The sequence below is a fragment of the Rouxiella silvae genome, assembly GCF_002093625.1.
GTDB lineage: Bacteria > Pseudomonadota > Gammaproteobacteria > Enterobacterales > Enterobacteriaceae > Rouxiella > Rouxiella silvae.
In genome coordinates this window covers 1-24,829 of the sequence record NZ_MRWD01000047.1, presented here as the reverse complement: position 1 = coordinate 24,829, position 24,829 = coordinate 1, and the positions used below count along the sequence as shown (strand labels likewise).

Sequence of the window (24,829 nt, the reverse complement as noted above, 5' to 3'; positions counted from 1 at the left end):
CTACGAGCCAGTAGATAACGTATCGGTAATTGTGGAGGGAGACCAGGGGGAGCCACTTTTGATGTCATCACTGATGCAAAAATCCATGCGGACTTATGACCCCTCCATTCTCCGTGAATTATACGGTATTGCGAGCAAGATTCACGAGCAGGCGGGCGAGATAGCGCTGGGTTCTATCGACCTGGTCAATATTAATGACCTACCACTTAACGACCCAACGATCAGCGATGCAAAAGTGGTGACGATTATTGCGAATCATGCCGAAGCCATTAACCGCATTAGCATCGTGACAAACATTATCATTCGCCAGCTCAACACCTACTTTGCCTATGCTCATAACGAGAAGGCGCTTATCCCGTATACCGCCCCGAAAACTTAGGAGTCATTATGGCACTTGTTGGAAAATACACGTTTAACGGCCAGGAGATTGCGGCAGCGTACGTCGTGATCAAGGCAGTGGAGTTCAAGACCCAATATACCGCAATAGTTTCCCTGGCGGTTTACTCCTCTAAAGAGGCCTACAGTATCGGTATGTTACCGGTCAGCGATTTTATGATGAGCTTTGTCTATGACGGCACGTCAGCACCGTGGGATTACTTTGAAAAGGCCGCGCTGGCTAGCGATTCGTTCCCTGGCTTTATTAAGGAGGAAACGGTGGTCATTGTTCAGCCCGTTATATCCTCGCGATCAACTGCATTATTCCCAACGTTACAAGGAGATACTGATGATGCAGCTACAAGCAGTGATAGTAAAACTGAGAGTTGAATAAAATTTTAATTGCGCGATTTATTTTGTACAATGCAAATACTTATCTCCACCCTCTATGCAAATAATGTCGCAATTTTATGCAAGAAAAAATCGCGCGGCTACATGGTTCATGACAAAAGTCATTTTCAATGCTGAGTACTGACTCAAGGTACACCGTCATTGCCAAGGTGCACCTTGCGTGAAGATCTCAATAAGAAAATCAGTCATTGCGCGCACCTTGGCTGGCGGCTTCCTATCAGCGAAACGAAGCAAGTGAATGCCACCTACATCTGCGGCTGGCTTATCCAAAGTCACAGCCTCAAGCCTGCCTGCTCGCAATGCATCAGCAACTATGAAGTCCGGCTCGTAGAGCACTCCCATCCCTGCCACCGCCGCTGCGACAAGGGCATCGCCATTATTGGTGCACAGTGATCCCCGAATCGCTACGCTTTGATCTGCCTGCTTGCCGAAGCGCCACATATTGGGCCATGATAGAGGTGAAAGCATGAAACGGAGGCAGTTGTGATCCTCCAGCTCTTTCCAGGCGGCCGGACGCCCCTGGCGCAGCCAATATTCTGGTGCAGCGCACACTACCATGGTGCTATCGGCAAGTTTCCGAGCTAACAGTCTGCTGTCCTTCAAATGCCCGACCCTAATGGTTAGATCCCACCCTTCTTCGAGCAAGTCGACAACTCTGTCGTTGAATTCCAGCTCCACGTTGACTCTAGGATAACGTTCGTGGAACACTGGCAGCAACGGAGCGATATAGCGGACGCCAAACGATAGTGGTACATTCAAACGAAGTAATCCAGACACCTCAGTGCCCTGAGCCACGATAAGCGCCTCTGTTTCTTCCAGTTCAGGCAATAGACGCACGCACATATCAAGGTATTGCTGTCCCGCTTCGGTCAGCGTCAACCGGCGCGTACTACGCTGGATCAATTTCACACCCAATCGCAGCTCCAGTGCATCAACATGCTTTGTGGCCATGGTGGGAGACAGGTTCATTTGCCGGGCAGCTGCCGACAAGCTACCGGCGCGTGCAGTTCGACAGAAGACTTCCATGCTTGTCACTCGATCTAGCATTTCATTTCACACCTAGGGTTGGAATTAATTATCCTAAATCACACATTATCAACTAGGGGAATTAAATGCATCATAGATAGCACCTAATTTCTTAATCCTGGAGCGAGCCTATGTCCAAGCATCCTATATTTTCCGGAAACAAGATTTCCCGGCGTCAATTAGTCATGGGAGCAGCAGTAAGCAGCGCTGCGCTTGCGCTCGGACCTGCTCGGGCTTCAGCCTCGTCTCCAAATGGATCCTGGCGTGCTGCAAGAGCCTTTGAAGCCGTCCTAAGGGAATCTGTTTCCAGTAAGCACATCGTGGGAGTAACCGCCGTTGTTGCCCAAGCTGGTCAGGTTGTCTTCAAGAAAGCGTTCGGCTTTGCAGACCGTGAGGCCGGGCAACTCATGCAGGCTGACTCCTTGTACCGATTGGCCTCCATGACCAAGCCAATCATCTGCGTTACCGTACTGGCACTAGCGGAACGAGGTCTTCTAAAACTCAATGCCCCAGTGACACATTGGCTTCCCTATTTCCAACCTCGCCTTGCCGATGGCAGATCCCCAACGATAACGCTGCGCCATTTACTCACGCACACATCGGGGCTGGGATATGGATTTCTGGAAGAGCAAGACGGCCCATACCATCGCTTAGGTGTGTCCGATGGTATGGACGCATCTGGTCTGAGTTTAGTAGAGAATGTTCGTCGTATTGCTCAAGCTCCGCTGCTGTTCGCACCCGGTACCGCCTGGCACTACTCGGTTGCCATTGACGTACTTGGAGCTGTTATCGAACAGGCAACCGGGCGCCCGTTAGCAGACGTGGTGCGCGACGTGGTCACTGTCCCCCTAGGCTTGGATAGCGTCCGATTCGTCGCTACTTATGGTGCTCCGCTGGTGACAGCTTATGGAGACTCAACACCGGAACCAGTGAAAATGAGCGACCCGTTCGCGCTGACGTTCGGCAAAAGTGCCATCAATTATTCGCCCAGCCGTGCATTCGATCCAAACGCTTTCCCCTCAGGCGGTACCGGAATGGTAGGTACTGCTTCTGATTATCTGCGCTTTGTCGAAGCGATGCGCACTGGGGGCGGTGGCGTCATCAAGCCGGAGACCGTAGCGGCCCTGACGCGCAATGCCGTGGGAGGTCTCACCATTGGCGCTGCTGGTCCCGGTTATGGATGGGGGCTTGGTGTAGCCATTCTCAATGATCCAAAGGCAGCGAATCTCCCTCTCTCGTCCGGTACCTGGAGCTGGTCTGGTGTGTACGGCACCCACTTTTGGGTCGATCCCACAGCACAGTTGTCTGTAGTTGTTCTGACCAATACGGCAGTAGCCGGTATGACCGGAGCTTTCTCACTAGCAACGCGTAATGCTGCTTATTCGAGTTGACCTCTAATTCACTTAGGAGACCCACCATGAAAGCTTATCAATTGCAGGCCGGCGCCGGCATCGACGCCTTAGTACAAAAAGATCTACCTTCCCGCCCCCTCGGCCCTCATGACGTTCGAGTGCGGATGCGAGCCGCTGCACTCAATGCCCGCGACCTGGCTTTTGCTCGCGGTGCATTCTACAACGCACCATCGCATCCGATCGTGCCACTTGTCGACGGATGCGGCGAAGTGGTGGAGGTGGGTAACGAAGTCACACGATTCTATATCGGTGAACGTGTGATCACCAACTACTACCCACACTGGATCGACGGGGGGATAACTAAGGCCAAGACCGCTTTGTCATTCGGAGCTCAACTTAATGGGACTTTAGCCGAGGAATTGGTCACGGATCAGGAGGGACTGGTGCGAGCCCCCGACTCACTCAATGACTGCGCAGCGGCAACGCTGTCATGCGCGGGTCTGACAGCATGGCACGCACTGTTCGGCGTTTCTACTCTGCAGCCAGGGAGCAACGTACTATTACTGGGAACGGGTGGCGTTTCGATTTGGGCATTGCAACTCGCGTCGGCTGCCGGTCTTTTCCCCATCATCACCTCATCTCAGGATGACAAGCTGGAGCGCGCCGTTTCGCTGGGAGCACGTGCTACCGTTAACTATCGCAATACGCCTGAGTGGCAAAAAGAAGTCATCGGGCTCACCCAAGGCCAGGGTGCCGATCTCGTCGTAGAGGTCGGCGGTGAGGGAACATTGGCTCTATCCCTAGAAGCCACTCGCGCTGGGGGAACCGTGGTGGTCATTGGTAGAGTATCCGGTGGAGGGGGCGTATCGATCGAACCCGGTGCCTTGATCGGTGGCGCTAAGCGACTGACCGGTATCACCACCGGTAGCCGCTCCATGTTGGAAGACTTGGTGCGATTCGTCGATTCCGCTTCGATAAACCCTGCGATCGACAAAGTTTTCGGATTTGGTGAGGCGCGCGAGGCATACGACTATGTTGCCCATGGGCAGCACTTCGGCAAAACCGTCATTGATTTCAGCCAGTAATTTCTGCTGAATTCCGATAATCCCTATCAATTTCCCGGCTCTTTTTATAAACCCAAGTATAGATATTGGATAAACATATGCGCCTGCCCTTCATTGCATTTTTATACGCATTTACACTCATGGCTGAGACAGCGGTTGCTGCAGAGCCGATAAGGCTCGGTGTGACAACCATTCTCAGCGGTCCCAATGCTGAACGCGGCCTAAGTGAACGTAATGCCATCGAAATGGCCCTGAAGCACATCAATACAAATGGAGGAGTTCTCGGTAGGCCGGTCGAAGCAATCTATGTTGATAATGCGGCTAATGTAAACAAGGGCATTGCGGCTGCGCGACAACTCATCGACAAAGACCACGTTTCGGTATTGATTGGGGCACTAGCTACACCTGTCACCCGTGCCATCATGCCGGTAGCCAATGCCGCGCGGATCCCCTTAGTTATAGATATCTCAGCAGGCCAGGAATTCGTAGATGCAGCAGGCGTAGGCGGTTTCGATTATATTTTTAAAACAAGCCCATCCGATTGGGATGTAGCCACTGCAATGATGCAGTGGCTAAAGACTCATGATGTAACCAGTATCGCTATTTTGTCCGACGGCGATACTTTCAATCAAGCCAATACTATCGCAATGGCAAAAGCAGCAAAAGAAGTAGGTATTGAAGTCATCGCGCGTGAGGAGATTACTGAAGGAGAGGTTGATCTGTCGGCACCCATAAAGCGACTGGAGGAAGCGCATCCAGACAGGATTGTAACTTTGCTAGGTCGCTCCAATCAGGCCTTTTTTAAAGCTTATGAGAAGAGTGCTACAGACATCCCCATTTCCGGGCGTATAGATTTCACTGCGGCGCTCAATACGCTCACACCCAAATTCATCAACTCCGGAAAATTTGATCAAGCCATGGGTATCTCAGTATTCATGCCCACAGTGGCCAAAGATGGTTTGGCAGCATTCATTCAGAACTACCAACACAATTACGGTACAGCACCAACGCAGCGATCTATCTTTGCCTATGAGGCTGTATTGCTTATCGTCGATGCAGTACGACGGGCTGGAAACGATACACCTGCCGACATTCACCATGCGTTAAAGTCAACCCACATGGCATCCCTTCTTGGAGGAAATTTCACCATGGACATTCATAACCATCCACATACGAATCTGCAGATAATTGGCTTGCGGGATAGTAAGATAACGCAGATAAACAGCGTGACCAACAACACACCATAGATATGAGCGCTTTTAGTTCATTCAAAAGGAATATAAAAATTATGATGAAGGTATTGATTCTCGGAGCTACTGGCCAAGTGGGGCGACACGTACTAACCCAAGCATTGGCACATGAGAATATAGCCCAAGTAATTGCCCCCACTCGGCGGGCTCTTCCTGCTCATCCCAAACTCTGTAACCCTGTATCAGAAGATATAGGGCATACTCTTCACGACATTCAAAGCATGAGCATTGATGCGATGATCTGCGCGATTGGAACAACAATCGCGAAAGCGGGCTCGAAGCAAGCGTTCCGACAGATTGATTACGTATTGCCTATCAAATTCGCGGAAACAGCTTTGGCCCAGGGAGCATCCGCATTAGCCTTGATCTCTTCGCCCGGCGCATCTTTGAAAATACCCCTATTCTATTGTCAGACCAAAGGTGAGGTTGAGCGGGACATCAAGAAGCTCGGTTTCCGCTCACTTACCATTATTCGGCCTGGAATGATTGGCGGTCACCGTGAAGAATTTCGCTTGGCTGAAAGATTGATATTCCCCATTGCCAGAAGACTTCGCCCAATCCTGCCACTGGGATTGCGCATGAATCCGCCCGAAAAAATTGCCAACGCTCTGATTGATAGCATTTTATACAAAGAAAAAGGAACTTACTTGCTTACGTCGAGAAATATAGTTGGTCGGTAAACTTACGCTAAATCCGGATAAGGTCCGAATATATGTTCGGCACGAGCCGGTGTTGCACTGTGCTATGTACCTCTTCACTATCGGATGCAGAAACGATACAAGTAGGCAATTCATTTAGTTATTGATATTTAATTATCTGAAAATAGCCTTAGCTTAGGACACTTTACCTGGATGTACTAGTTTCAGACTGAAACTGGGAGTCGCTGGAACAAAGCCGGGATACTTACACCCACTCCTCTTATTACAGAAGCATAAATTTTACTGATTGTATTTGTGGGTACTACTAGCTTTAGATTCAGTGGGAAACTGGTCATTATAAATGTTTATAAGCCAGTCAATAAAAACACGCACTCGCGGAGATAACTGACGGTGATGCGGATACAATGCCGATACTGGCAGTCCCGGACTTTGCCACCCGCTCAAAACTTCCACCAGATCCCCGTCACGCAACAAGTCTTTCACGTGATAACGTGGTAATTGTACCAAGCCAGCACCGCGTAGCGCACATAGTACGTAGTTCTCTGCATCGTTAACGGTCATCCAGCTTTTTAGATAATATTCATGTACCTCAGAATTTATGATTATCTCAAGCGGATAGTTCACTCCACCATTGGTAGAGAAAAAGTTCACACACTGATGAGCCCCCAGCTCTTCAGGATGACGAGGGATGCCATACCGGCGCAAGTATTCTGGACTGGCACAAATGACCTGCGGCATAACAGCCAAGTGGCGAGCCACTAATGATGAGTCATTTAATGTACCTGCGCGGATCACGCAATCGATCCCTTCGCGAACCAAATCCACTATTCGGTCACCGCTACTGATTACTAATTCAATATCCGGATAACTCGTATGGAACTCGTCTATATTTGGTAAAACGATGCGTGTGGCGTGTGCACCATGTAAATCAATTCGTAAAACACCACGTGGTCTAACGACCATATGCCGAAGCGAAGATTCGGCATCATCAAGCTCAGAAAGTATATGAATACACCGCTCATAAAAAGCCTGACCATCCAGTGAAGGCTTTACATGGCGGGTAGTGCGTTCCAGTAAGCGGCATTCAAGATGATTTTCAAGCTCCTTAATGGCGTTACTTGCCGTAGCGCGGGGGATCCCAATCTGGTCAGCCGCTCTGCTGAAACTACCGAGTTCAACAATACGGGCGAAGAGTTGTAAGGTGTCAAATTTATCCATAGTCCTAGTTCTACAATCCCGATTGTTAATGATATTGGAATTATTATATCAAATTACCACTCTTTATCCTTCTGAGATAAACACTAATATATGACTTGAACATACCTCGCACGATAGTGCTTCAACATAATATCGAGAGTAACAATGAATACATCAAACAAAACAGCTCTGATCACAGGAGCATCTCGCGGGATTGGCCGCGCGATCGCAGAACGCCTAGCAAAAGATGGGTTTACGGTTATCGTCAACTATGCTGGCAATTTCTCAAGTGCGGAAGAAACCGTTCTTGCGATCACTGCCCAAGGAGGAAAAGCCGTCGCTATTCAGGCAGATGTTGCCAGCGAAACCGATGTGAGTCGCCTGTTTTCAGAAGCAAAATCGATTAACGGGCAGATAGATGTAGTGGTGCATAGCGCCGGAATTATGCCGATGGCTAAAATTGTTACAGCGGGTCTCGCCGATTTCGATAAAGTGATCTATACCAACCTGCGTGGGGCCTTCCTGGTGCTAGCAAACGCAGCAGAATCCATAAGTGATAATGGCCGGATCATCGCAATTTCTACCAGCGTCATCGCGAAATCCTTCCCTGCTTATGGCCCGTATATCGCCTCTAAAGCCGGTGTAGAGGGGCTGGTACATGTTCTTGCCAATGAACTGCGTGGTCGTAACATCACGGTTAACGCTGTTGCGCCAGGACCTACTGGCACGGATCTGTTCTTCAATGGCAAGAGTGAAGAGCAAATCAATACGATCGCAAAACTGGCTCCGCTTGAACGTATCGGAGCACCAGAGGAAATTGCCGGCATAGTTTCTACTCTTGCTGGGCCTGATGGTAGCTGGGTGAACTCCCAAGTTATTCGCGTTAACGGTGGTTTTGCTTAATTTTACATTTAGTGCGGATAGTCAGGCTACCCGCATACCCAGGAAGCTATCATGAAACAGGTGATTTTGATTACCGGCGCATCCAGTGGTTTTGGTGCACTGTCTGCGCGTGCCTTTGCCCATGCGGGCCATACTGTATACGCCAGCATGCGTGATACAACTGGCCGTAATGCTCCGCAGGTAACCAGTACGCTGGATTACGCCAAAGAACATCACGTTGATTTAATAACCATTGAGCTGGATGTCTTGTCTCAGGATTCTGCTGATGCGGCCGTCGCGCAGATTATAGCAGAACAGGGACATCTGGATGTTGTCGTGCACAACGCTGGCCATATGGTTTACGGGCCGACCGAAGCGTTCCTTCCGGAACAGTTTTCCCAAATCTATGACATCAACGTTTTGGGTACCCAGCGTGTCAACCGTGCCGCCCTTCCGCTGTTGCGCAAGCAAAAGAATGGGCTGTTATTGTGGGTCGGTAGTAGCAGCACTCGAGGTGGCACACCGCCGTATTTGGCACCTTACTTCGCTGCTAAAGCCGCAATGGATGCTATTGCCGTCAGCTACGCAGCGGAACTGGCACGCTGGGGTATCGAGTCATCGATTATTGTTCCGGGTGCCTTTACCAAAGGCACGAACCACTTTCTGCACTCAGGTAAACCTGCCGATACTCATCGCGAAATAGAGTATACCGAAAATGGTCCAACTGCTGGTCTGGGTGACGAGTCGCTTAAAGGGCTTGCTGCTTGTGAGCCGGAAGATGCCGATGTTGCCGCAGTTGCCTCTGCGATGGTTGACATTGTCAATACTCCTTACGGCAAACGTCCGTTTCGTGTTCATGTCGATCCCTCTGACGATGGCGCTGAGGTGGTTAACGCAGTTGCCGATCGTATTCGTAAAGAGTTTCTACAGCGGATCGGCCTTGGTGACTTATTAAAACCGCGTCATTAGCGGTAGTTTTTTATACAGAGGAGATCATGAAAAGACTGATCCGACATTAGCATAGGCCAGTCTTTTCCCACTCACGAGCTTTTCTGTCTCGATGGTGTCGTTGTGTAGTCCTTGCCGTGCTCATAATTTACTGGTTTTACTGGTTTTACTGAGTTTATCTGTAACTGCCTTTTCTATTTTGGTGGGGCTGGGGGGATTTGAACCCCCAGACGGTTTAAGTGCGTAATTTCATCTAACATAGGCTCCATTTCGTATCTTACTTGACTGTCTGTACACAAACAATTTGACCACCTCAAGCAGAAAATTAGCAGTAAACCGGACTTCTCGCCACCTGCATTGCTGACTGCTAAGTGCCAAGTGCGGACATTAGCCGTTTGAGGGAGTATCGTTGAACAGTCGGCTATTCAGGGTTTAGTTAATAGGCCGGAATCAACTAGCTTTCTCTATTTCAACCCCTGTGCTCAGGTAATGCGCAATGCGGCGCACAATAATGGTAATTGAAGCCGCCAAGAAATGGGTTTGCTGTAAAAATCAGTCTCCGGTTTCTCAGGCCGAGACTGACCTATGCTGATATCGTCTTCCTGCTCCATGCGGCCATTTTGTGTTGCTTTTTCTCAATATTCAGGCACATCGAATTTCCCCTCTGCAATTTCTAACACCTTTTCTGAGAGAGGTTTCTCCGGCATCAACAATGCCAGGATTAATGCTATTACCATAAGCGGCAATGCCCAAAAATACACCGCGTGGAAAGAAGAAATCATTTGTTCAGGCTTTACTCCCGACAGACTCTGCATGGCTGAAGTCTGGATGGCACCAAAAACCGCCGTGCCAACGGCTCCGCCTAACGTCTTGAAGAAGTTGAGCGCCCCGGTAGCTACCCCGAGTTCACGGTGTGATACTGCGTTTTGCCCGGCCAGAGTAGTGACCTGAATGAAAAAACCCAGGCCGATACCGACCAATCCCAACGACAGCATTATCATAGTCAACGAAGTATGAAGTTTGATAAGGCTCATGGCATAAAGCCCCAAAGCGGAGAATATTGCGCCGAGAACCGGGAATATTTTATAGCAACCCGTTTTAGTAATCACACCGCCACTGACTATGGTTCCAAAAATTAGGCCAAGTAACAAAGGGACAATGCTGCCGCCAGCTCCCAAACTCCCTAACCCAAACACTTGTTGGAGCATAAGAGGAACAAAGATCATGCATATAAAAAGCACTGCAGTGGAGAGGAAAAATAAAATGGATGCGATAGAAAAAATACGGTTTTTAAACAAATGCAACGGAGTTATAGGTTCAACAGCACGTGACTCGACGAACAAATAGGCGAAAAAACACAAGCCAGCAATAAGACCTAAAATCCAGGAGGACCATATACCTTTACCATCCTTTGTAGCCAAAAGCAGAATAGCTGTCGTGAAGATCGTTACAAGCAAACCACCACTGATATCGAGCTTACGCGGCACGCGGAGGTGAGGGAGGTGCAAACGAGCGGCCAATAACATAAATGCCAGCACACCAACTGGAATATTTATCATGAAAATCCACATCCAATCCCAATGTGCGACGATAAAGCCGCCCATTACCGGCCCTGCGATGACTGCCAGTGCAGGCACCATCCCCAAAATAGCCTGGTAACGTGCTCGTTCGCGAGCAGCAATCAACTCACTAACGACCGTCATGACCAGTGAGTTTAATCCGCCGCCGCCAATTCCCTGTAGGGCACGGAAAACGATCAACCACAACATGGTCGGCGCGAAGGCACAAAGCAAGGACCCCACAACAAAAATAACAATACTGACCTGAAGCATTAATTTTCGCCCAGTAATATCGCTTAGTTTACCGAAAAGTAGTGTCGTTACCGCACTGGTCAACAGATAGGCGGTGGCAACCCAGGGTGCCAGCGATTGGTTTCCCAAAACAAGGCTAATTGGCCCCAAGGCCGTAGCAACAATCGTTTGATCTAGCGTGCTGATAAACAACACGAGCAGTAAAGGCAGCATGACCTTGCCAATCTGCGTTGTGCCCGAAGGGGAAATAGAGGAACCCTGCATAATTATTTATGCGCCTTTAAGAGCCTTAAGGGACTAAACTTGACCAAGACCGCCGTCAACGGCAATCTCGCTTCCGGTCAGATAGGATGCATCAGTGGAAGCAAGGAACAATACGGCGCGAGCTACCTCATCCGCCTCTCCCCAGCGTCCTAGAGGAACCTGGTCGCTGACCCAGACCGATATTTCCGGGTTATCAGTAGCCTGAACTGTCAAAGGGGTCTTGATCGCTCCAGGGCTTACCACATTGACGCGGACTTTCTTTTGGATAACATGCGAGTCGACGGCGAATGTCCGAGCGAAGCTACGCACGGCAGCTTTACTTGCGGCATAAAGCGCATCACCTGGTTTACCACGTTGTTGGATCACTGAACTGGTGAAAACAGCTGAGGCGCCAACTGACATCCAAGGCAGCGCATATGTGAAAGCATAAAAAACACCCTTGACGTTGGTGTTCATAAGATCATCAAAGAAGGTCTCATTAGTTTGCAAAATATCAGGACATTCAGATATCCCTGCATTAGCGAACAGCACATCGATATGTCCGAAAGTGGTGCCAACATGCTCCATCAAGGCACAGATTTCTTCGGGTTCAGCTACATCAACAGGGAAGGTCTTAGCATTTTCTCCTAGCTTTTCTTTTGCCTTTCTAAGCCCCTCGCTGCTTCGAGCCGCAATTACCACCGTTGCACCTTCCTTAATAAACAAGGAACTTGCCGCCAGACCAATACCGCTACTTCCTCCTGTAACAACAACAACCTTACCCATCATTTTTTTCTCGTTCATTGCTATACCCACGCTTGTCATCAGTTGATGACAAGCATGTTCAACACAAAGATAGTTAATGTCAACGCGTGATGACATAATGTAGAAAATATCAAAGTCAGGAGGCCAAGATGAATGAGATTAGCAATAAAAAGAGAGGGGTAAGCGTACGGGACGCAGCTCAGACACAGAAACGCATCCTTGCTGCTGCACAAACCCGCTTCTCCTTATGCGGCTATGACAGTGTGGGTACCCGTGACATTGCAGCAGATGCCGGGGTCGACGCTGCATTAATCAATCGGTACTTTGGCAGTAAAGAAAAACTTTTTGCCGCTGCTATCAAAGGCGGATTTGATGTGGCAGCGCATTTGCCGCCAGAGCTTGACAACTTAGGCGCCTATCTTGTCGACCAGATACTGAAAGACGACATAGAGGATGATGAAGAGCAACATCCATTTGATGCTCTGGGCATGCTACTTCACCAAACAGTAAATCCTAAGATTGCCATGCTAATCGCTGATTCTTTTCACGCAGAGTTTATCAGTCCCTTATCCAAACTTTTGTCAGGAAAGGATACTGAAGCTCGCGCAGCGTTGATCGCTTCCTATGTCATTGGACTGGCGACGATGCGTCATAGGCTGGCATCAAAGGTGCTTTCTTGTAAGGAAGCGAAACAAATTGCAGCATTGGCTATTAATGCATGTGTAGAGGCACGCTAACCCCGCCGTTTCCCAAAGGATGGGTTAACTTTACCAGATGAAGCAAGAGCGGACCGGGTCGCAAGGGATTTGATGGGCTGCAATATTTCCGTTTCAACTGCAGAACCCTTTAGCACGTCACTGGTCGTTCCACAGGATCTCAGGATTGCTCTTGGGTCTGTCACAATTGAGAGCTTACAAAAAGCGTTGCTTAAAGTCCGAGAAGCTGTGGAGGACGAACAGTATCTTTAACCAGTTATTCATTTAATGGCATGTCCGTTGTTCGCTCAAAGTAGCCCCGAGTATTGCTTCGGCTGCCATGTTCAAAAAGCGAAAATTCTAATATAAAATGAATATCAGTAAACCAAGCTAGGCGACTTCTTCGTGATGATCCATCAGTATTGGAGCTTGGTCCGCGCAGGTTTGAACCCCCTATGACATACGCCATAGGGGGTGACCTATCGAGGTAAAGCGCATTGCGTAATATCGAAAATTCTTTGCCAACTGACTAGAATTGATACGCGAGACCTGCAGCAAGTATGTTGTCGGTAGCAACATTGAGAGGATTATTGTCTTTTAGCAGATTAAGACGATATTCTGCAAAAAGGGACATGTTTTTATTAAAATAATAATACGTGCCGAGGGCGGCATATTTGAGAATATCGGCATCACCAATATTCTCAATGTCTTTTCCTCTGGAGGAGATATAGGCCAGAGAGGGGCGCCATCCATTAATAAATTGATATTGCGCAACCGCTTCAAAAACGTTGGCTTTATTGGCAAATCCGCCACTGATCGGTGTTGCATTTAGCGTTTCACCATATACAGCCGCCAGATAAATCTGGTTAGCATCATATTTCACGGTGGTTGCCCAGTTTTGAGCATTATTGCCCTTTCCGTGGACAAATGAATTTTGCGCTTCGGTCCGGTCTAGACTGGCATAGGCACCGCCAAAACTTATCCCGGAATCGAAGGTATAAGAGGCGGATAAGGCAAATCCGTCGCCGTTCGAACGCGTAACGCCATTGTCGCTGCCGCTGCGGTCATTTTTGCCCTCATACTGAGCGGCAATATTCAACCCCTTGACCAGATTGAAAAATCCATTATTACGCCAGGTCAGTAAACCGGAAGAACGGCCAGCCAGAAAGACGTCGTTATAGTCAGAGTCGCTACCAAAGTAGGGTAACATGTCCGTATTGGCCATCACGTCGTAAATCAGGCCAAAATTACGTCCATAGTCAACGGAACCCCAGGTATCATATTTTAGGCCTGCAAAGCCAAGGCGGGTGGCATTGCCATTCTGTGCATCGCTCCCCTCTGAGTCACGTAAACTGAATTGATAAGACCAGGTTCCGTAACCCGTCAGTTTATTGGTGATTTTCGTTTCACCGATAAACCCCCCCTGAATATTTGATGAGGCATCGCCGCTATTCTCACTATTATCAGATATAACATGGGAAACTTTTATTCTGTCATTTAAGTCGAGTTTATTACCGTCTTTATTATAGATTTCGACAGCTTGTGCGGAGCACATGCCGAGCAGTAGTGATATTGCTATCGCCACGACTGAACGCTTCATCATTTTTTTACCCTGTCAGTAAATATTATTATCCCCTTTGCGGGGTTATACTTTTCCACAATTAACGCAACGATTTTGACTTTACAAATAAATTCCTCAGCGTTTTACTTATTTAGCCATTAATCGGTTTCCTTATTTCTTTGTGTCATTTCGCGGGCTTCCCATTGTGCTTTGGTCATTGTTTTAACATCAAACTGATCCCGCGTTCGACAGTAGGTATTACCTCCCATACGTCCAACGGCATCCATTAATTGCTGATCGATGTGCAGATTTTCGGGATTGACAGCATCGCTGCGAACATAGACGCCGATAACTTCACCGAGAATAATTTCGCGGGCGGCCCCTACCTGAAGAATGGTGTGACGGCGGCATTCCAGGGCAGCGGGCGCGGCAAGAATACGTGGGCTGCGCACCTTTTCGCCGGGCACGGTTTCCAGGCCGGCTTCCTTCAGCTCATCGACTTCTGGACCAAACTTGATGGCGCAGATTTCCATCTGATTGACGAGGGCGTCATCCACGATATGAACGGTAAATTCGCCGGTCTCACGGATGTTACGTGCCGTGTCCTTGAAGCGCATATCAGAGTAATTTTCTACCCCAACCGCGACTATTGCCGGATCGTGGGTCAGAACATTAAAAAAACTAAAAGGACCGGCATTGGGTAAACCTTCTTTGCTGAGCGTGGTGACCAGCGCGATTGGGCGAGGGATCACCGTGCCAATCAGAATTTTATAGCGCTCGCGCTCGGTTAAGGACGCAAAATCAAAATAGGTATGTGCGGTTGGCTTAGTCATATCAGGCTCCGGTTCGAATACGGTGTGTTTCAAGCGGCGTGTGGCGGCTGAGGTTCTCGAATCCGTCGGCGGTTACCACATAGCAGTCGCCGATGTTGCATCCGGCCGCAAGCGGCTCCAGCCATTGGGTGTGCAGCACAAAAACCATGCCTTCTTCCAGACGATCGTAGTTATGGGAAGAAATGTTAAAGCTGTTTTGCCCGCCCGCCATACCGACAGAATGGCCAAGATTCGGGTTGTGCGGGCCGTGAGTTGCCGGATAAACGTGCATCAGTTTTCTGCCCTGGGCTTCCCAGTCAATGTCTTTGACATACTGGCGCGGAATAAGCCGTGCCGAACCGTCGTCCTCTGGTGCCCAGTTATAAGGCATGGTGCGGGCCTCGGGCGAGTTCAGCATGCCGCGTGCGATCATCGGCTCAAAGGCGGCGTTATTAATGTCGCGCATCAACGCACCCGGCTTAATCAATTTTTCGGCCCGCTTCACGCCCTCGGTACAGGCGGCCAGCACCTCTTCCTGATGCGAGGTGATTTCCCCGATGGCAATCATGCGGGCAGTCTGTGCGGTATAGCCGCGCCAGGTGACGTTGGAGATATACAGGTTAATCAGGTCACCCGGCCTGACAACGTGGCCATAGGGCTTGCCGCAGTGGGTACCAAATTCGTTAATCCCGATCTGGTAGCCGTCACCGGTTTCGCCACCGAAGGCCATTTGTGCGGCGGTAAAGGCGGCAAAGATTTCGTGGTCGGTCACGCCCGGTTTGGCAACGTGATAGGCCGCCTGAGTGCCAATGCTAATCAGCTGTGCGGCGGCGCGATGCATCGCGATTTCTCGCGCTGAGCGGACTTTTTGCAGCCGATCGAGAATGCCGTTGTCAGCAACGAATTTGCACTTCGGTGCCAGTGCATTCAGCGCAGCCCAGAAGGTCAGAGAAGTTCTATCGCCAATTTGAGCAATCTGCGCATTGGCTAATCCTGAACGCGCCAAAATTTCAGCACACTTCTCAGCCGTTTTAATCACCGAATCGCCCGGGCGGTCGGCATATTCACGGCCAATAGGACCAATCTGCCAGATTTCGTCAACTAACAGCGGCTCGCCACCCGGCGGCAGCAGAACGGACTGGGTAAAAAATGAAAGCAGAGTCAGAGGCTTATCTGAGTCGGTCGGCACGATCAGCACGCCTTCACGCATCCAGTCGCAAATATAGCGCAGGTAGGCATTAGAGACGTGGAACCAGCCGACGCTGCCCGCATGCACAATCATCGCGTCGTGTCCTGCTTCGACGGCCTGGCGTCTGATGCGGCGCAGGCGCTCCTCGAACTCCTCCAGCGGCAGCGGCAAAGGGGCCGAGAATTCGAAATCTGGCTGAAAATCGGACAGCAGCGAGCCGATGCGATAGCCTGCGGCGGGGGTCGCGTGAGTATTCATGGGTTGTTCCTTTTAAATCGGATAATAAGAGGTTTTAAGTTAACTTTTATGGCTGTTGTCGCGCGGGCGACAGCACGCGTCGCGCAACCAGCAGTCCAAGCAGCGTCACGGCGATTAATATTCCGGCAATCGCCGCCACGCGAGGGTCGAGCGACTCTTCAATCAGCGCAAACATGCGCAGCGGCAGCACCGTGGTGCGGGCATCAGCAAGGAACAGCGAGACCGTGACGTTGTCCAGCGACTGAATAAATACCAGGAAGGCCCCGGCGAGGATCCCCGGCGTCAGCAGCGGCAGCGTTACGCGACGCAGCGTCATAAACCAGCTGGCGCCCATGGTGGTAGAGGCCTCCGCCAAAGAAGGATTCATGCCCTGAGCCACCACCGAAACGGCGCGATACATCAGCGGGCCAAACACCACAACATGGCCGATCACCGTTAACCCAAGCGAAGGCTGAAAGCCGATAAAGTTGGCGACGATCAGCGCGGCCAGACCATAGACCAGGCTCGGCAGCACCAGCGGTGCCAGAAGCAACGGCTCAATGGCGTTGACGCTGCGGCGCTTCATGCGGGTCATGCCGATGGTGGCGGGCACCGCAAACAGCAGCGAGCCGAATACCGCCCATCCGGCAATTTTCAGCGAGTTCCAAGCCGCGATATGCTCGGTGCCTGACCTGACAGGGTCGAGCAGCGCTTCATACCAGCGCAGAGAAAATCCCTGCGGCGGATACTTCAAGGTTTGCCCCGAGGTGAACGACATCATCAATGCAATAACGATCGGCGCAACCAGATAGATGACGCACAGCGTGCCAAAGCCGTAAACAAAGATCTTGTAAAGCACGGCCGGTATAGGGTTATCACGATGATTAGGCATGGCCGACCAGTCTCCTGTGGCGTGAGATCATGGTCAGTGCGACCAGTAAACAGCCGGTAGTCAGCAACAACACCACGGCAATAGCGGAGGCTAGCGGCCAGTCAAACAGCGTGCCGACTTCGCGATAAATCAGCTGCGGCACGTAGACGTTACGCGCTCCGCCAATCACCGCCTGGGTGACAAACGAACTGCTGGTGCTGGCAAACACCAGGATCCAGCCGGCCAGCAGGCCCGGCAGCATCAGCGGCAGCAGCACGGTAGTCAGGATTCGCCACGATCCCGCCCCGGAGACCTGAGCGGCCTCCGTGAGTTGAAAAGGCGTGCGCGAAAGCACGGCAATCAGCGGCAGGATGATTAGCGGCAGATCAATCTGGCACATGGCCATCACCAGTCCGAGTTCGGTAAACATCAGGCTGGTAGGCGTCCCAGTAATACCCAGTGAGAATAACGCCTCGCTAATGGGACCCTGACGACCGAGGATCACTATCCAGGCAAAGGTGCGAACCACGTTGCTGGTCAGCATCGGAATGAGGGTCAGGAAAACTAAAACCTGACGCACATTTTTACCACTGTGCCAGTACAGCAGAGCAATCGGTACGCCAAGCACGGTGGTACCGATCACCGTTTCTATGCCAAGACGGGCGGTATTGATCAGGACGCGAAAGTTAAAATCGTCGCCAAAAAATTGCCCATAGTGGCCGAGGGTTGCGCCACTCGGACCGGCAAAGCTGTAGCCAACCAGCACTGCCAGAGGGGTGACAAAAAACACGATGGAAAGTACCAGCATCGGAATGACATAAGGAAAACCGCTCTGCTTCATCTTTATTTCCTCAACCGGCAACCAGCGTGTCGAACTGGCGGATCCAGCTATCGCGATTTTTGTTAATCGACGCCCAGTCGGGGTAAACCAGCGTCTTAATCTGGTCACGGGTGACATAGGCGGCAATCGCAGGGGAGAGTGCCACCGTTTGATTGGTCGGGAACATGTCGGTCGGCGGCAGCATTAGCTGCTGCTGCACGCTTTGCGAAATGGCTGCATCCATATAGGCATAAGCGGCATCGAGGTTAGTCGATCCCTTGGTTAAATGGATATTGACAGGCGCGGCCGGTGAGCCGGTTTGTGGATGAACAAATTCGGCATTCATCCCCAGGCTTTTCAGGCGGGCAACGTTGTTGGTGCTGCACATGAAGACGGCAATTTCGCCCTGCTGGAACAGCGTCATCTGGTGATTGGTGCTGTCAACAATGCCCTTGAGCTGGTCCGGGTGTTTTTTGAATAATTCAAAGACGGCCTGCATATCTTCCGGGCCGGTACCAAAGATTTTGGCCATTTCCGTATAGGCCATGACCGCCGTGTTTGACTCAAAGCCCGTCCAGGAAACCAACCCTTTATAGGCCGGATTTTCAAACAAATCGCGGTAGCCTTTAGGCCGCGGAACTAGATCCGGGTTGTAGGCGATACCGTTTACTTCAACCGTGACCGTTGGGCCATATTCACCCTGAAAAGAGCGATCCAGTAATGACCAATTCTTGAGCCGGCTGGGATCAATTTTCTGGATCAGGTTGTTTTGTATCGCTACGGTGGTTTGCCCCGGCGACATTAGCAGCGTGTCATAGGGTGGGTGGCCCGGGCTGGCCATCGTTTTGGCTAACTGATCCTGCGCCATCACCGGGGCGATGGTCAGGCCAAAGCCTTCTTTCTGCAGCATCGGGGTCAGGATGTTGCGATACGCATCTTCCCAGTTGCCTGGAAATGCTGCGGCAATCGCACTGCTTTGAGCCGCAGCAGCGGCGCGCAGGGAAAACGGCAGCATGGTTGACGCCGCAACGCCTGCAACCAAATAACCGAACCGACGACGACTGATTTCAAAGTCCTTCATTATGCCTACCTCTGAGAGTCTGTTATTAGCGGGTAAATTCCGGTTCAGCCGGAAAAACGTGGCACCGAGTGGTGTCAATTTCTGCGAAAAGTTGAGTTCCCGGCGCGGGTATAAAGGTGGAAGGCCCGCGAAGTTCCGATGCGCGCAGGCTGGTACCATCTTCAAGCGCCAGATCGTGCACAAGAGAAGGGCCAAGCGGGACGGACACGGTCATACGAACGGGCTGCGTGTTTTCACCATGCTGGGGAATAAGGCGAACCTCCTCCGGTCGGAAGGTCACAGTGACCCTGGAACCCTGTGTGAAATTCAAACGTCGAGGCAAGCGAAGGGTTTTATTATCGGTCAGGGTAATCAGCGTGCTGTCATTTTCTAGCTGGCCTACCGTGCCGTGCAGCATGTTAGCTTGACCAATAAATGTGTTAACGAACAAGGTCTTCGGCTTGTCGTAGACGGCCATCGGGGTATCAATCTGCTCAACCTGACCTTTATTCATCAGCACCAGACGATTAGCCAGGCTTTGGGCTTCCTCCTGATCGTGGGTAACGATAAGCGTGGTGATGCCCAGCGTTTTTTGCAGATGCAGCAGTTCAACCTGTAGATCAAAGCGCAGCGCACGATCCAATGCACCAAAGGGTTCATCAAGAAGCAACAGTGAAGGGCGACCGGCGATGGCGCGAGCTACGGCGACGCGCTGCTGCTGTCCGCCCGACAGCTCGCGGGGCAGTCGATTGCCAAAGTCATTCAGTCTGACCAGCGCCAGCATCTCTTCTACGCGTTGTTTGCGTTCGGCGCGTGAAATCTGCTGGCAGGCCAGAGGATAGGCAATATTTTCAGCAACGGTCAGATGCGGGAATAACGCGTAATTTTGAAATACCATCCCAATACCACGCGCTCTGGCAGAGACGACCGCAAGGTTCTGCCCTCCCAGATCTATCTGCCCGGCCTTTGGCTGGATCAGGCCAGCAATGGCGCGCAGTACGGTTGATTTGCCGCAGCCGCTTGGGCCCAGCAAGGCAACGATTTCGCCTGCCTCAATATGGAATGACACATCATTTATGGCATTTTTTCCGCCATAACTGTGTGTAAGCCCCTGAACAGTTAATCGTTTTTTTTGCGAGTTGTTCTGCATATCTGGCATATAGCTTCCTGATTCAAGTCGTATCCAAGGACCGTTGTTAACCCATAAACTTAAGAAATGAGTGAGACCAAGTAGTAAGTGATTGAGTCATGATGAGTCATAGGAAGCAGGTAGCAAACCACATGCCAATATGATTTTCCGTAGAGAGTGAGTTTTTATCTAACTGATTTAAAACATTTTTAATTTAAAAATACATCCGAACATTTGTTTTTAAAAGAATAATAATAAATATGCGAATCTTTATGTTTTGTTTTTATTGTTATTTTGGTGCGCATTCGTCATCATTTTGGTGCAGCAAATACCAAAACTTTCATCGATTAAGGGGAGTAGGTAAAGGAAAAGGTAGCAAGAAGACGAGAGTCACTCTGAGAAAGTTATTATTTTCAATAAGTTAAGTATTTCTTGTCTGTTCCTGAATTTATTCAGGATATCATTTAACCAGGCAAATGAAGCAGAAGCAGTTGATAAACTATCTTTCGTAAATACTTTCGAAAGTTATTAATAATATAATTAGTTTAATTTATTCATTAAAATCAAATTGTTATATTTTTCTTTCTTGCTTGAGAGTAAAGAGTGGCATGCCGATTGCACGGTTTTTTCGACATTTATAAAACTTGGAGTCAGTAATGAGATTAGGCATTGATGGGTTGAAATTACCCGAAGTCAAAAAGCGCGGCCCACTCGCTAGCCTTGACCACGTAAAGATGCTCGGTCTAGGAGGAGTTTTCTTTAGTACCGTTCTGGATATGAGCCCGACACTCGACCTCGGCCGGCTTCGAGAAATACGCAGTAAAGCCGACGAGCTGGGACTTTATCTGGAGAGCGGACTAGGCAAAATTAACCCTTATTGCAGCGCAGAGTCTCCGGAGCTGCGTGCAATTGGCGAGGGCGATATCATTGCAGGCCTCACCAAAATGATGGAGGCCAGCGCGGCAATTGGCTGTCATGAACTTTGGGTATCGCCGGGAAATTTTAAGCCTGCCTATCGGGGACGATTGGCGGTGGATAGATTCCGCACCGATGTCACGTGGGAAGAGCAGCTGCTCGCTACCGAAAAAGTGCTTAAGAAACTTGCACCCGCAGCACGTGCGCTCGGGATCCACATGAATATCGAAACGCATGATGAAATCACCTCGTTCGAAATTCTACGCCTGATAGAAGCCGTGGGTGAAGATTGTACAGGCGTCGTGCTCGACACGGCAAACATGCTGCAACGCGCCGAACATCCTGTGTGGGCGACCAAACGTCTTGCCCCTTACGTCCGCCAAACGCATATCAAGGATGCATATATCGGAAGAGCGGCCGGCGGTTTTGACTTTCAGCCACGACCTTGTGGGGAGGGTATCGTTGATTTCACAGCCATTTTGCATATTTTGGCAGCAGTAAAGCCGCAACTTAATCTCTCTCTGGAGATTGCACAATCCACTGCGGATAATCCTCGACGTGCGTATCCAAGGCAGTGCATTCAGCTCAACGATCCGTTATGGCGTGCCGGCCATCCTGATTTATCGACAGATGAGGAGCAGGCTTACCTGTCAATGGTCGATGCGTTCGAAACGAGAGTCATCGCCGGCGAGATAGCCGATTGGGAAGTCTACGAAAGGGATAATTACGGATATCCAGATTACCAGCATCAACCTTATGGTTTTCAGGAAGCCATAAATTTCATCAATAAATCGTCCCGCCATATTCGGCACATTTGTAATAAACAAGGCATTGGCCTTTCGTAATGGAACGGATCTTATGGATGGGATGCAAAATCTAAAGCTGTAGCATAATGGCGCGAGTACTCACGTCAGTCTGCGTGAAAATTTACCGCCGCTATCAACATTTGCGTATAAATATTATTATCGAGATAATAAAAAAACCCGTTGTTATCTGCATGTGTGCTTAAGAGGTTTGTGGTGGAAAAGATAATCAAAAAATCGCGCGGCACGAGCAATAAAGCGACGTCAGCCGCCAATAAGGCGATAAACAGCGCTGACAGTCACGATGATGTTTCAGAACGTATTCGTATGACATTAGCCGCCGCGATTGGAGAAGGCGCACTGACTCCTGGCACCAAAATACTGGAAGAAGCGATTGCCGAACATTTTGGTGTCAGCAGAACGGTAGTGCGCGGCGCCTTGGGGGTTTTGGAAAGCGATCATCTTCTGGAGCGAAAGCGCAATCGAGGTACTTTTGTTGCAGAGCCGAGCATTGAGCAGGCCAGAAATCTTTTTGAAGCACGTCGAAGGATTGAATCACTGTTATTGGAGTTCGTCATTGCGCGCGCAACGCCGGAGCAGCTAAATGCGCTGGAAATTCTGGCTGACGAAGAAGAGCAAACCCATCATCATGGCGATGAAAAATCCAAGACGGTGCTTTCTGGCAAGTTTCATATTGTATTGGCCGAGCTGGCAGGTAATCCGGTGTTGACTGAAATGCTGGCCAAGATTGTGGCGCGACTCTCTCTCGTGATGTCACTTTACGAGGAAAAAAGAAAGGATGACTGTGGTGCTGACCACCATCGCATGATTGTCACCGCCCTCAAAGCTAAGGATTTAATAAAAGCCCGTGAGTTAATGGATCACCATCTGGCCGATATTGAAGGGCGAGTGAGACTGACTGAGGGGCATGGAGACAGAAATTCGTTCCTGTCGGTCCTGGAAAACTTCTCATAAACATTATTCTTGCCGGCAAGAATCCTCTGTAATTAGAAGAATTATTATAAATATTGGTTACTTGCCGGTACTGCAACAGACAAGCTAATCCGCTTACGGTTAAAACGAAACTCGTAAGTTCCAGGGAAATGCAGTAATTCACTCTGAATTACTTATTTATTCCGACTGACTAAAACCATGGGATCGAAGTGCTCAATGTCCGCTCCTCGCTCAAAGCTGCCTGTCAACTTCCCCTCATCTGTTTAAAATTTTGTTGGAAACGAAAAAATAATTTGCGAACAAGCAGTCAAGCAAAATGCGAATACCTATTTAAGAAAATAAGCGGAGCTGCGCACTAAAAGCCTTCTGCAAAACTAAATTTATTCCTTGTTAATTCAGTTGGTTACAAACTGCTTTTTTTGTACTTAGTTCGATGCCATTACCGGTGATTTTATTATTTAATTCAATTAATTAACGTCATGACTGCCGCCTGCTGCTGCGTCATCTGGAATGCACAGATTTGGATTTATGAAGAGAAATCATTCCCCAAAACGAATGGTAAGTATTTGATCTAATTGAAAGGAGTTATGTACTCAGGGAGGTAGTAAAACAGCCGGAAAAAGTGACTTAACCGGCTGTTTTTGAATATTAAAACCTAAAATCCTTACACCTGCTTTTTAAGCAGCTGAGCCTGCCAGTACTGGGATCGCTAAAAGACCAGTACCAATGATACCAAAACTAAATAACCAAAAGGCAAATTGGCCAGCAACAGGCCGAAGCGCAGAAGCTGCTTGCGCAGAAGTTTGAATGTTAGTCACGTGATGCAAATTCAAAGTTACTGCTGTTGTTAACATTATGAAAAATGCGACAACGTTGGAAATACCCATTCCTATCATTGTATCTATTTTTATACGATTAAAAATGGTTTTTGACCCTTTTGCATCGACTATCAAAGCCTTAGCACTTGGATTTTCTCGTAACTCTTCAACTTCTTGGGATGCTTGCCAGAAAAAAAGATAGGGACTGATAGTGGTACCAAAAATAGCTACTACAACAGTGATGTAGTCTGAACTCCATGATATTTGTGGAATGAGCGTTTTCTTAACCACTTGTCCCCATGGAATATGGACAACAAAGATAATACCTACATATGCAAAGAGGACTAAAGTTAGCCACTTTAATACACGAACATAGCTATTGTAGGAAATGAAAACTTGCAGTAATAGAGAAATAACAACAAACATGAATGCATAAAGGTGAGTATAGCCACCAATAAGTAATTTTAATGCCTCACCCATTGCTGCAACATCGGCAGCAATATTTATTGTATTGGCGATGAATAGTAAGAAAATTATTATATAAAGCAGTGGCATTGGATAATGTAGCCGAATGTTGGTGGCTAAGCCCTTGCCGCTTACACGGCCTATCTTAGCGCTAATTAATTGAATTCCTACCATTAACGGATATGTTAGGACTAAGGTCCATAACATTGAAAATCCAAATTGTGCGCCACTTTGTGAATAAGTTGCTATACCACTCGGGTCATCATCTGCCGCACCTGTTATAAGCCCAGGCCCTAACTTTTTCCACCAAGGTTTCTTAATGTGGGAACTATCTCGTACATTGGGGTTTTTCATGATGGCTCGAAAGATAAATAATCCTTTTAAGCATAGCGTAACAAGGAACTATCTATCTCAAATTGATGAAGAAATATCATAGAATGTAGGGTTTTATTGTTACTGGAGATATCTATAAATTACATGTATATAAAAATACAGGTTTTTAGTACCTAGATAAGAT

Annotated in this window: 23 protein-coding genes and 1 pseudogene; 12 read left to right on the top strand and 12 right to left on the bottom strand. The window is 49.2% G+C overall.

Annotated elements, in window-relative coordinates; genetic code table 11:
• Positions 1-61: 61 nt before the first annotated feature.
• Both BS639_RS17875 and BS639_RS17870 read left to right on the top strand, forming a co-directional pair.
• Positions 62-379 (top strand): hypothetical protein, encoded by a 318-nt coding sequence (locus tag BS639_RS17875; protein WP_139804135.1) that lies wholly within the window; start codon positions 62-64, stop codon positions 377-379.
• Positions 380-387: 8 nt separating this feature from the next.
• Complete coding sequence (locus tag BS639_RS17870) at positions 388-765, top strand: hypothetical protein (RefSeq protein WP_084983855.1); 378 nt, start codon at positions 388-390, stop codon at positions 763-765.
• Between the two features lie 159 nt (positions 766-924).
• On the opposite strand, the gene BS639_RS17865 is transcribed toward BS639_RS17870, so the two are convergent.
• Entirely contained in the window at positions 925-1,812 is an 888-nt protein-coding gene (locus BS639_RS17865) for a LysR family transcriptional regulator (protein WP_206601167.1), read from the bottom strand.
• A 131-nt stretch (positions 1,813-1,943) separates the two neighbouring features.
• On the opposite strand from BS639_RS17865, the gene BS639_RS17860 reads away from it, so the two are divergent.
• The 4 genes from BS639_RS17860 to BS639_RS17845 all read left to right on the top strand — a co-directional run bounded on the left by BS639_RS17860 (position 1,944) and on the right by BS639_RS17845 (position 6,158).
• A complete protein-coding gene (locus tag BS639_RS17860) occupies positions 1,944-3,203 on the top strand; it encodes a serine hydrolase domain-containing protein (RefSeq protein WP_084983852.1) in 1,260 nt (419 codons plus the stop codon).
• A 26-nt stretch (positions 3,204-3,229) separates the two neighbouring features.
• Complete coding sequence (locus BS639_RS25310) at positions 3,230-4,249, top strand: zinc-dependent alcohol dehydrogenase family protein (protein WP_084983851.1); 1,020 nt, start codon at positions 3,230-3,232, stop codon at positions 4,247-4,249.
• A 65-nt stretch (positions 4,250-4,314) separates the two neighbouring features.
• Positions 4,315-5,475: an ABC transporter substrate-binding protein gene (locus tag BS639_RS17850; RefSeq protein WP_139804134.1), complete on the top strand. Its 1,161-nt coding sequence runs from the start codon at positions 4,315-4,317 to the stop codon at positions 5,473-5,475.
• A gap of 41 nt (positions 5,476-5,516) precedes the next feature.
• Entirely contained in the window at positions 5,517-6,158 is a 642-nt protein-coding gene (locus BS639_RS17845; protein WP_206601166.1) for an NAD-dependent epimerase/dehydratase family protein, read from the top strand.
• Between the two features lie 258 nt (positions 6,159-6,416).
• On the opposite strand, the gene BS639_RS17840 is transcribed toward BS639_RS17845, so the two are convergent.
• On the bottom strand, positions 6,417-7,355 hold the full coding sequence (locus tag BS639_RS17840) for a LysR family transcriptional regulator (RefSeq protein WP_084983848.1): 939 nt from the start codon (positions 7,353-7,355) through the stop codon (positions 6,417-6,419).
• 144 nt (positions 7,356-7,499) lie between these two features.
• Here BS639_RS17840 and BS639_RS17835 point away from each other — a divergent pair, with 144 nt between their 5' ends.
• Positions 7,500-8,237: an SDR family oxidoreductase gene (locus tag BS639_RS17835; protein WP_084983847.1), complete on the top strand. Its 738-nt coding sequence runs from the start codon at positions 7,500-7,502 to the stop codon at positions 8,235-8,237.
• A 51-nt stretch (positions 8,238-8,288) separates the two neighbouring features.
• Entirely contained in the window at positions 8,289-9,185 is an 897-nt protein-coding gene (locus tag BS639_RS17830) for an SDR family NAD(P)-dependent oxidoreductase (protein ID WP_084983845.1), read from the top strand.
• Between the two features lie 614 nt (positions 9,186-9,799).
• On the opposite strand, the gene BS639_RS17825 is transcribed toward BS639_RS17830, so the two are convergent.
• Together BS639_RS17825 and BS639_RS17820 are read right to left on the bottom strand one after the other, a co-directional pair.
• Positions 9,800-11,239 (bottom strand): MDR family MFS transporter, encoded by a 1,440-nt coding sequence (locus BS639_RS17825; protein WP_084983843.1) that lies wholly within the window; start codon positions 11,237-11,239, stop codon positions 9,800-9,802.
• A gap of 33 nt (positions 11,240-11,272) precedes the next feature.
• A complete protein-coding gene (locus BS639_RS17820; RefSeq protein WP_084983842.1) occupies positions 11,273-12,022 on the bottom strand; it encodes an SDR family NAD(P)-dependent oxidoreductase in 750 nt (249 codons plus the stop codon).
• Between the two features lie 110 nt (positions 12,023-12,132).
• Between BS639_RS17820 and BS639_RS17815 the strand changes: the two genes are divergently transcribed.
• Together BS639_RS17815 and BS639_RS25150 are read left to right on the top strand one after the other, a co-directional pair.
• Positions 12,133-12,720 carry a TetR/AcrR family transcriptional regulator gene (locus BS639_RS17815; RefSeq protein WP_084983840.1) on the top strand — a complete coding sequence of 196 codons (588 nt, stop codon included), beginning with the start codon at positions 12,133-12,135 and terminating at the stop codon, positions 12,718-12,720.
• A 24-nt stretch (positions 12,721-12,744) separates the two neighbouring features.
• Positions 12,745-12,951 (top strand): annotated as a pseudogene (locus tag BS639_RS25150) (PLP-dependent aminotransferase family protein); the annotation flags it as partial.
• Between the two features lie 256 nt (positions 12,952-13,207).
• On the opposite strand, the gene BS639_RS17805 reads toward BS639_RS25150, so the two are convergent.
• The 7 genes from BS639_RS17805 to BS639_RS17775 all read right to left on the bottom strand — a co-directional run bounded on the left by BS639_RS17805 (position 13,208) and on the right by BS639_RS17775 (position 20,387).
• Positions 13,208-14,281 (bottom strand): porin, encoded by a 1,074-nt coding sequence (locus tag BS639_RS17805; RefSeq protein ID WP_084983839.1) that lies wholly within the window; start codon positions 14,279-14,281, stop codon positions 13,208-13,210.
• Between the two features lie 116 nt (positions 14,282-14,397).
• Entirely contained in the window at positions 14,398-15,072 is a 675-nt protein-coding gene (locus BS639_RS17800; protein WP_084983838.1) for a flavin reductase family protein, read from the bottom strand.
• A 1-nt stretch (position 15,073) separates the two neighbouring features.
• Positions 15,074-16,498, bottom strand: coding sequence for a M24 family metallopeptidase (locus BS639_RS17795; protein ID WP_084983836.1), 1,425 nt, complete (start codon positions 16,496-16,498; stop codon positions 15,074-15,076).
• A gap of 46 nt (positions 16,499-16,544) precedes the next feature.
• Positions 16,545-17,369 carry an ABC transporter permease gene (locus BS639_RS17790; RefSeq protein ID WP_084983834.1) on the bottom strand — a complete coding sequence of 275 codons (825 nt, stop codon included), beginning with the start codon at positions 17,367-17,369 and terminating at the stop codon, positions 16,545-16,547.
• Positions 17,362-18,189 carry an ABC transporter permease gene (locus tag BS639_RS17785; RefSeq protein ID WP_084983833.1) on the bottom strand — a complete coding sequence of 276 codons (828 nt, stop codon included), beginning with the start codon at positions 18,187-18,189 and terminating at the stop codon, positions 17,362-17,364. The genes BS639_RS17790 and BS639_RS17785 overlap by 8 nt, the downstream gene beginning before the upstream one ends.
• 10 nt (positions 18,190-18,199) lie before the next feature.
• Positions 18,200-19,249 carry an ABC transporter substrate-binding protein gene (locus tag BS639_RS17780; RefSeq protein ID WP_084983832.1) on the bottom strand — a complete coding sequence of 350 codons (1,050 nt, stop codon included), beginning with the start codon at positions 19,247-19,249 and terminating at the stop codon, positions 18,200-18,202.
• Positions 19,250-19,274: 25 nt separating this feature from the next.
• Entirely contained in the window at positions 19,275-20,387 is a 1,113-nt protein-coding gene (locus tag BS639_RS17775) for an ABC transporter ATP-binding protein (protein WP_084983831.1), read from the bottom strand.
• 626 nt (positions 20,388-21,013) lie between these two features.
• Here BS639_RS17775 and BS639_RS17770 point away from each other — a divergent pair.
• Together BS639_RS17770 and BS639_RS17765 are read left to right on the top strand one after the other, a co-directional pair.
• Positions 21,014-22,117 (top strand): sugar phosphate isomerase/epimerase family protein, encoded by a 1,104-nt coding sequence (locus BS639_RS17770; protein WP_084983830.1) that lies wholly within the window; start codon positions 21,014-21,016, stop codon positions 22,115-22,117.
• Positions 22,118-22,291: 174 nt separating this feature from the next.
• A complete protein-coding gene (locus BS639_RS17765; protein ID WP_226951069.1) occupies positions 22,292-23,050 on the top strand; it encodes a GntR family transcriptional regulator in 759 nt (252 codons plus the stop codon).
• Positions 23,051-23,706: 656 nt separating this feature from the next.
• Here BS639_RS17765 and BS639_RS17760 read toward each other — a convergent pair.
• Complete coding sequence (locus BS639_RS17760; protein WP_084983829.1) at positions 23,707-24,666, bottom strand: NRAMP family divalent metal transporter; 960 nt, start codon at positions 24,664-24,666, stop codon at positions 23,707-23,709.
• Positions 24,667-24,829: the final 163 nt, after the last annotated feature.

Excerpts from the sequence above, each read along its gene's own strand:
- BS639_RS17875 (WP_139804135.1), top strand. The coding sequence starts at position 62 with ATGTCATCACTGATGCAAAAATCCATGCGGACTTATGACCCCTCCATT.
- BS639_RS17870 (WP_084983855.1), top strand. The coding sequence starts at position 388 with ATGGCACTTGTTGGAAAATACACGTTTAACGGCCAGGAGATTGCGGCA.
- BS639_RS17865 (WP_206601167.1), bottom strand. The coding sequence starts at position 1,812 with ATGGAAGTCTTCTGTCGAACTGCACGCGCCGGTAGCTTGTCGGCAGCT.
- BS639_RS17860 (WP_084983852.1), top strand. The coding sequence starts at position 1,944 with ATGTCCAAGCATCCTATATTTTCCGGAAACAAGATTTCCCGGCGTCAA.
- BS639_RS25310 (WP_084983851.1), top strand. The coding sequence starts at position 3,230 with ATGAAAGCTTATCAATTGCAGGCCGGCGCCGGCATCGACGCCTTAGTA.
- BS639_RS17845 (WP_206601166.1), top strand. The coding sequence starts at position 5,517 with ATGATGAAGGTATTGATTCTCGGAGCTACTGGCCAAGTGGGGCGACAC.
- BS639_RS17840 (WP_084983848.1), bottom strand. The coding sequence starts at position 7,355 with ATGGATAAATTTGACACCTTACAACTCTTCGCCCGTATTGTTGAACTC.
- BS639_RS17835 (WP_084983847.1), top strand. The coding sequence starts at position 7,500 with ATGAATACATCAAACAAAACAGCTCTGATCACAGGAGCATCTCGCGGG.
- BS639_RS17830 (WP_084983845.1), top strand. The coding sequence starts at position 8,289 with ATGAAACAGGTGATTTTGATTACCGGCGCATCCAGTGGTTTTGGTGCA.
- BS639_RS17825 (WP_084983843.1), bottom strand. The coding sequence starts at position 11,239 with ATGCAGGGTTCCTCTATTTCCCCTTCGGGCACAACGCAGATTGGCAAG.
- BS639_RS17820 (WP_084983842.1), bottom strand. The coding sequence starts at position 12,022 with ATGAACGAGAAAAAAATGATGGGTAAGGTTGTTGTTGTTACAGGAGGA.
- BS639_RS17815 (WP_084983840.1), top strand. The coding sequence starts at position 12,133 with ATGAATGAGATTAGCAATAAAAAGAGAGGGGTAAGCGTACGGGACGCA.
- BS639_RS17805 (WP_084983839.1), bottom strand. The coding sequence starts at position 14,281 with ATGATGAAGCGTTCAGTCGTGGCGATAGCAATATCACTACTGCTCGGC.
- BS639_RS17800 (WP_084983838.1), bottom strand. The coding sequence starts at position 15,072 with ATGACTAAGCCAACCGCACATACCTATTTTGATTTTGCGTCCTTAACC.
- BS639_RS17795 (WP_084983836.1), bottom strand. The coding sequence starts at position 16,498 with ATGAATACTCACGCGACCCCCGCCGCAGGCTATCGCATCGGCTCGCTG.
- BS639_RS17790 (WP_084983834.1), bottom strand. The coding sequence starts at position 17,369 with ATGCCTAATCATCGTGATAACCCTATACCGGCCGTGCTTTACAAGATC.
- BS639_RS17785 (WP_084983833.1), bottom strand. The coding sequence starts at position 18,189 with ATGAAGCAGAGCGGTTTTCCTTATGTCATTCCGATGCTGGTACTTTCC.
- BS639_RS17780 (WP_084983832.1), bottom strand. The coding sequence starts at position 19,249 with ATGAAGGACTTTGAAATCAGTCGTCGTCGGTTCGGTTATTTGGTTGCA.
- BS639_RS17775 (WP_084983831.1), bottom strand. The coding sequence starts at position 20,387 with ATGCCAGATATGCAGAACAACTCGCAAAAAAAACGATTAACTGTTCAG.
- BS639_RS17770 (WP_084983830.1), top strand. The coding sequence starts at position 21,014 with ATGAGATTAGGCATTGATGGGTTGAAATTACCCGAAGTCAAAAAGCGC.
- BS639_RS17760 (WP_084983829.1), bottom strand. The coding sequence starts at position 24,666 with ATGAAAAACCCCAATGTACGAGATAGTTCCCACATTAAGAAACCTTGG.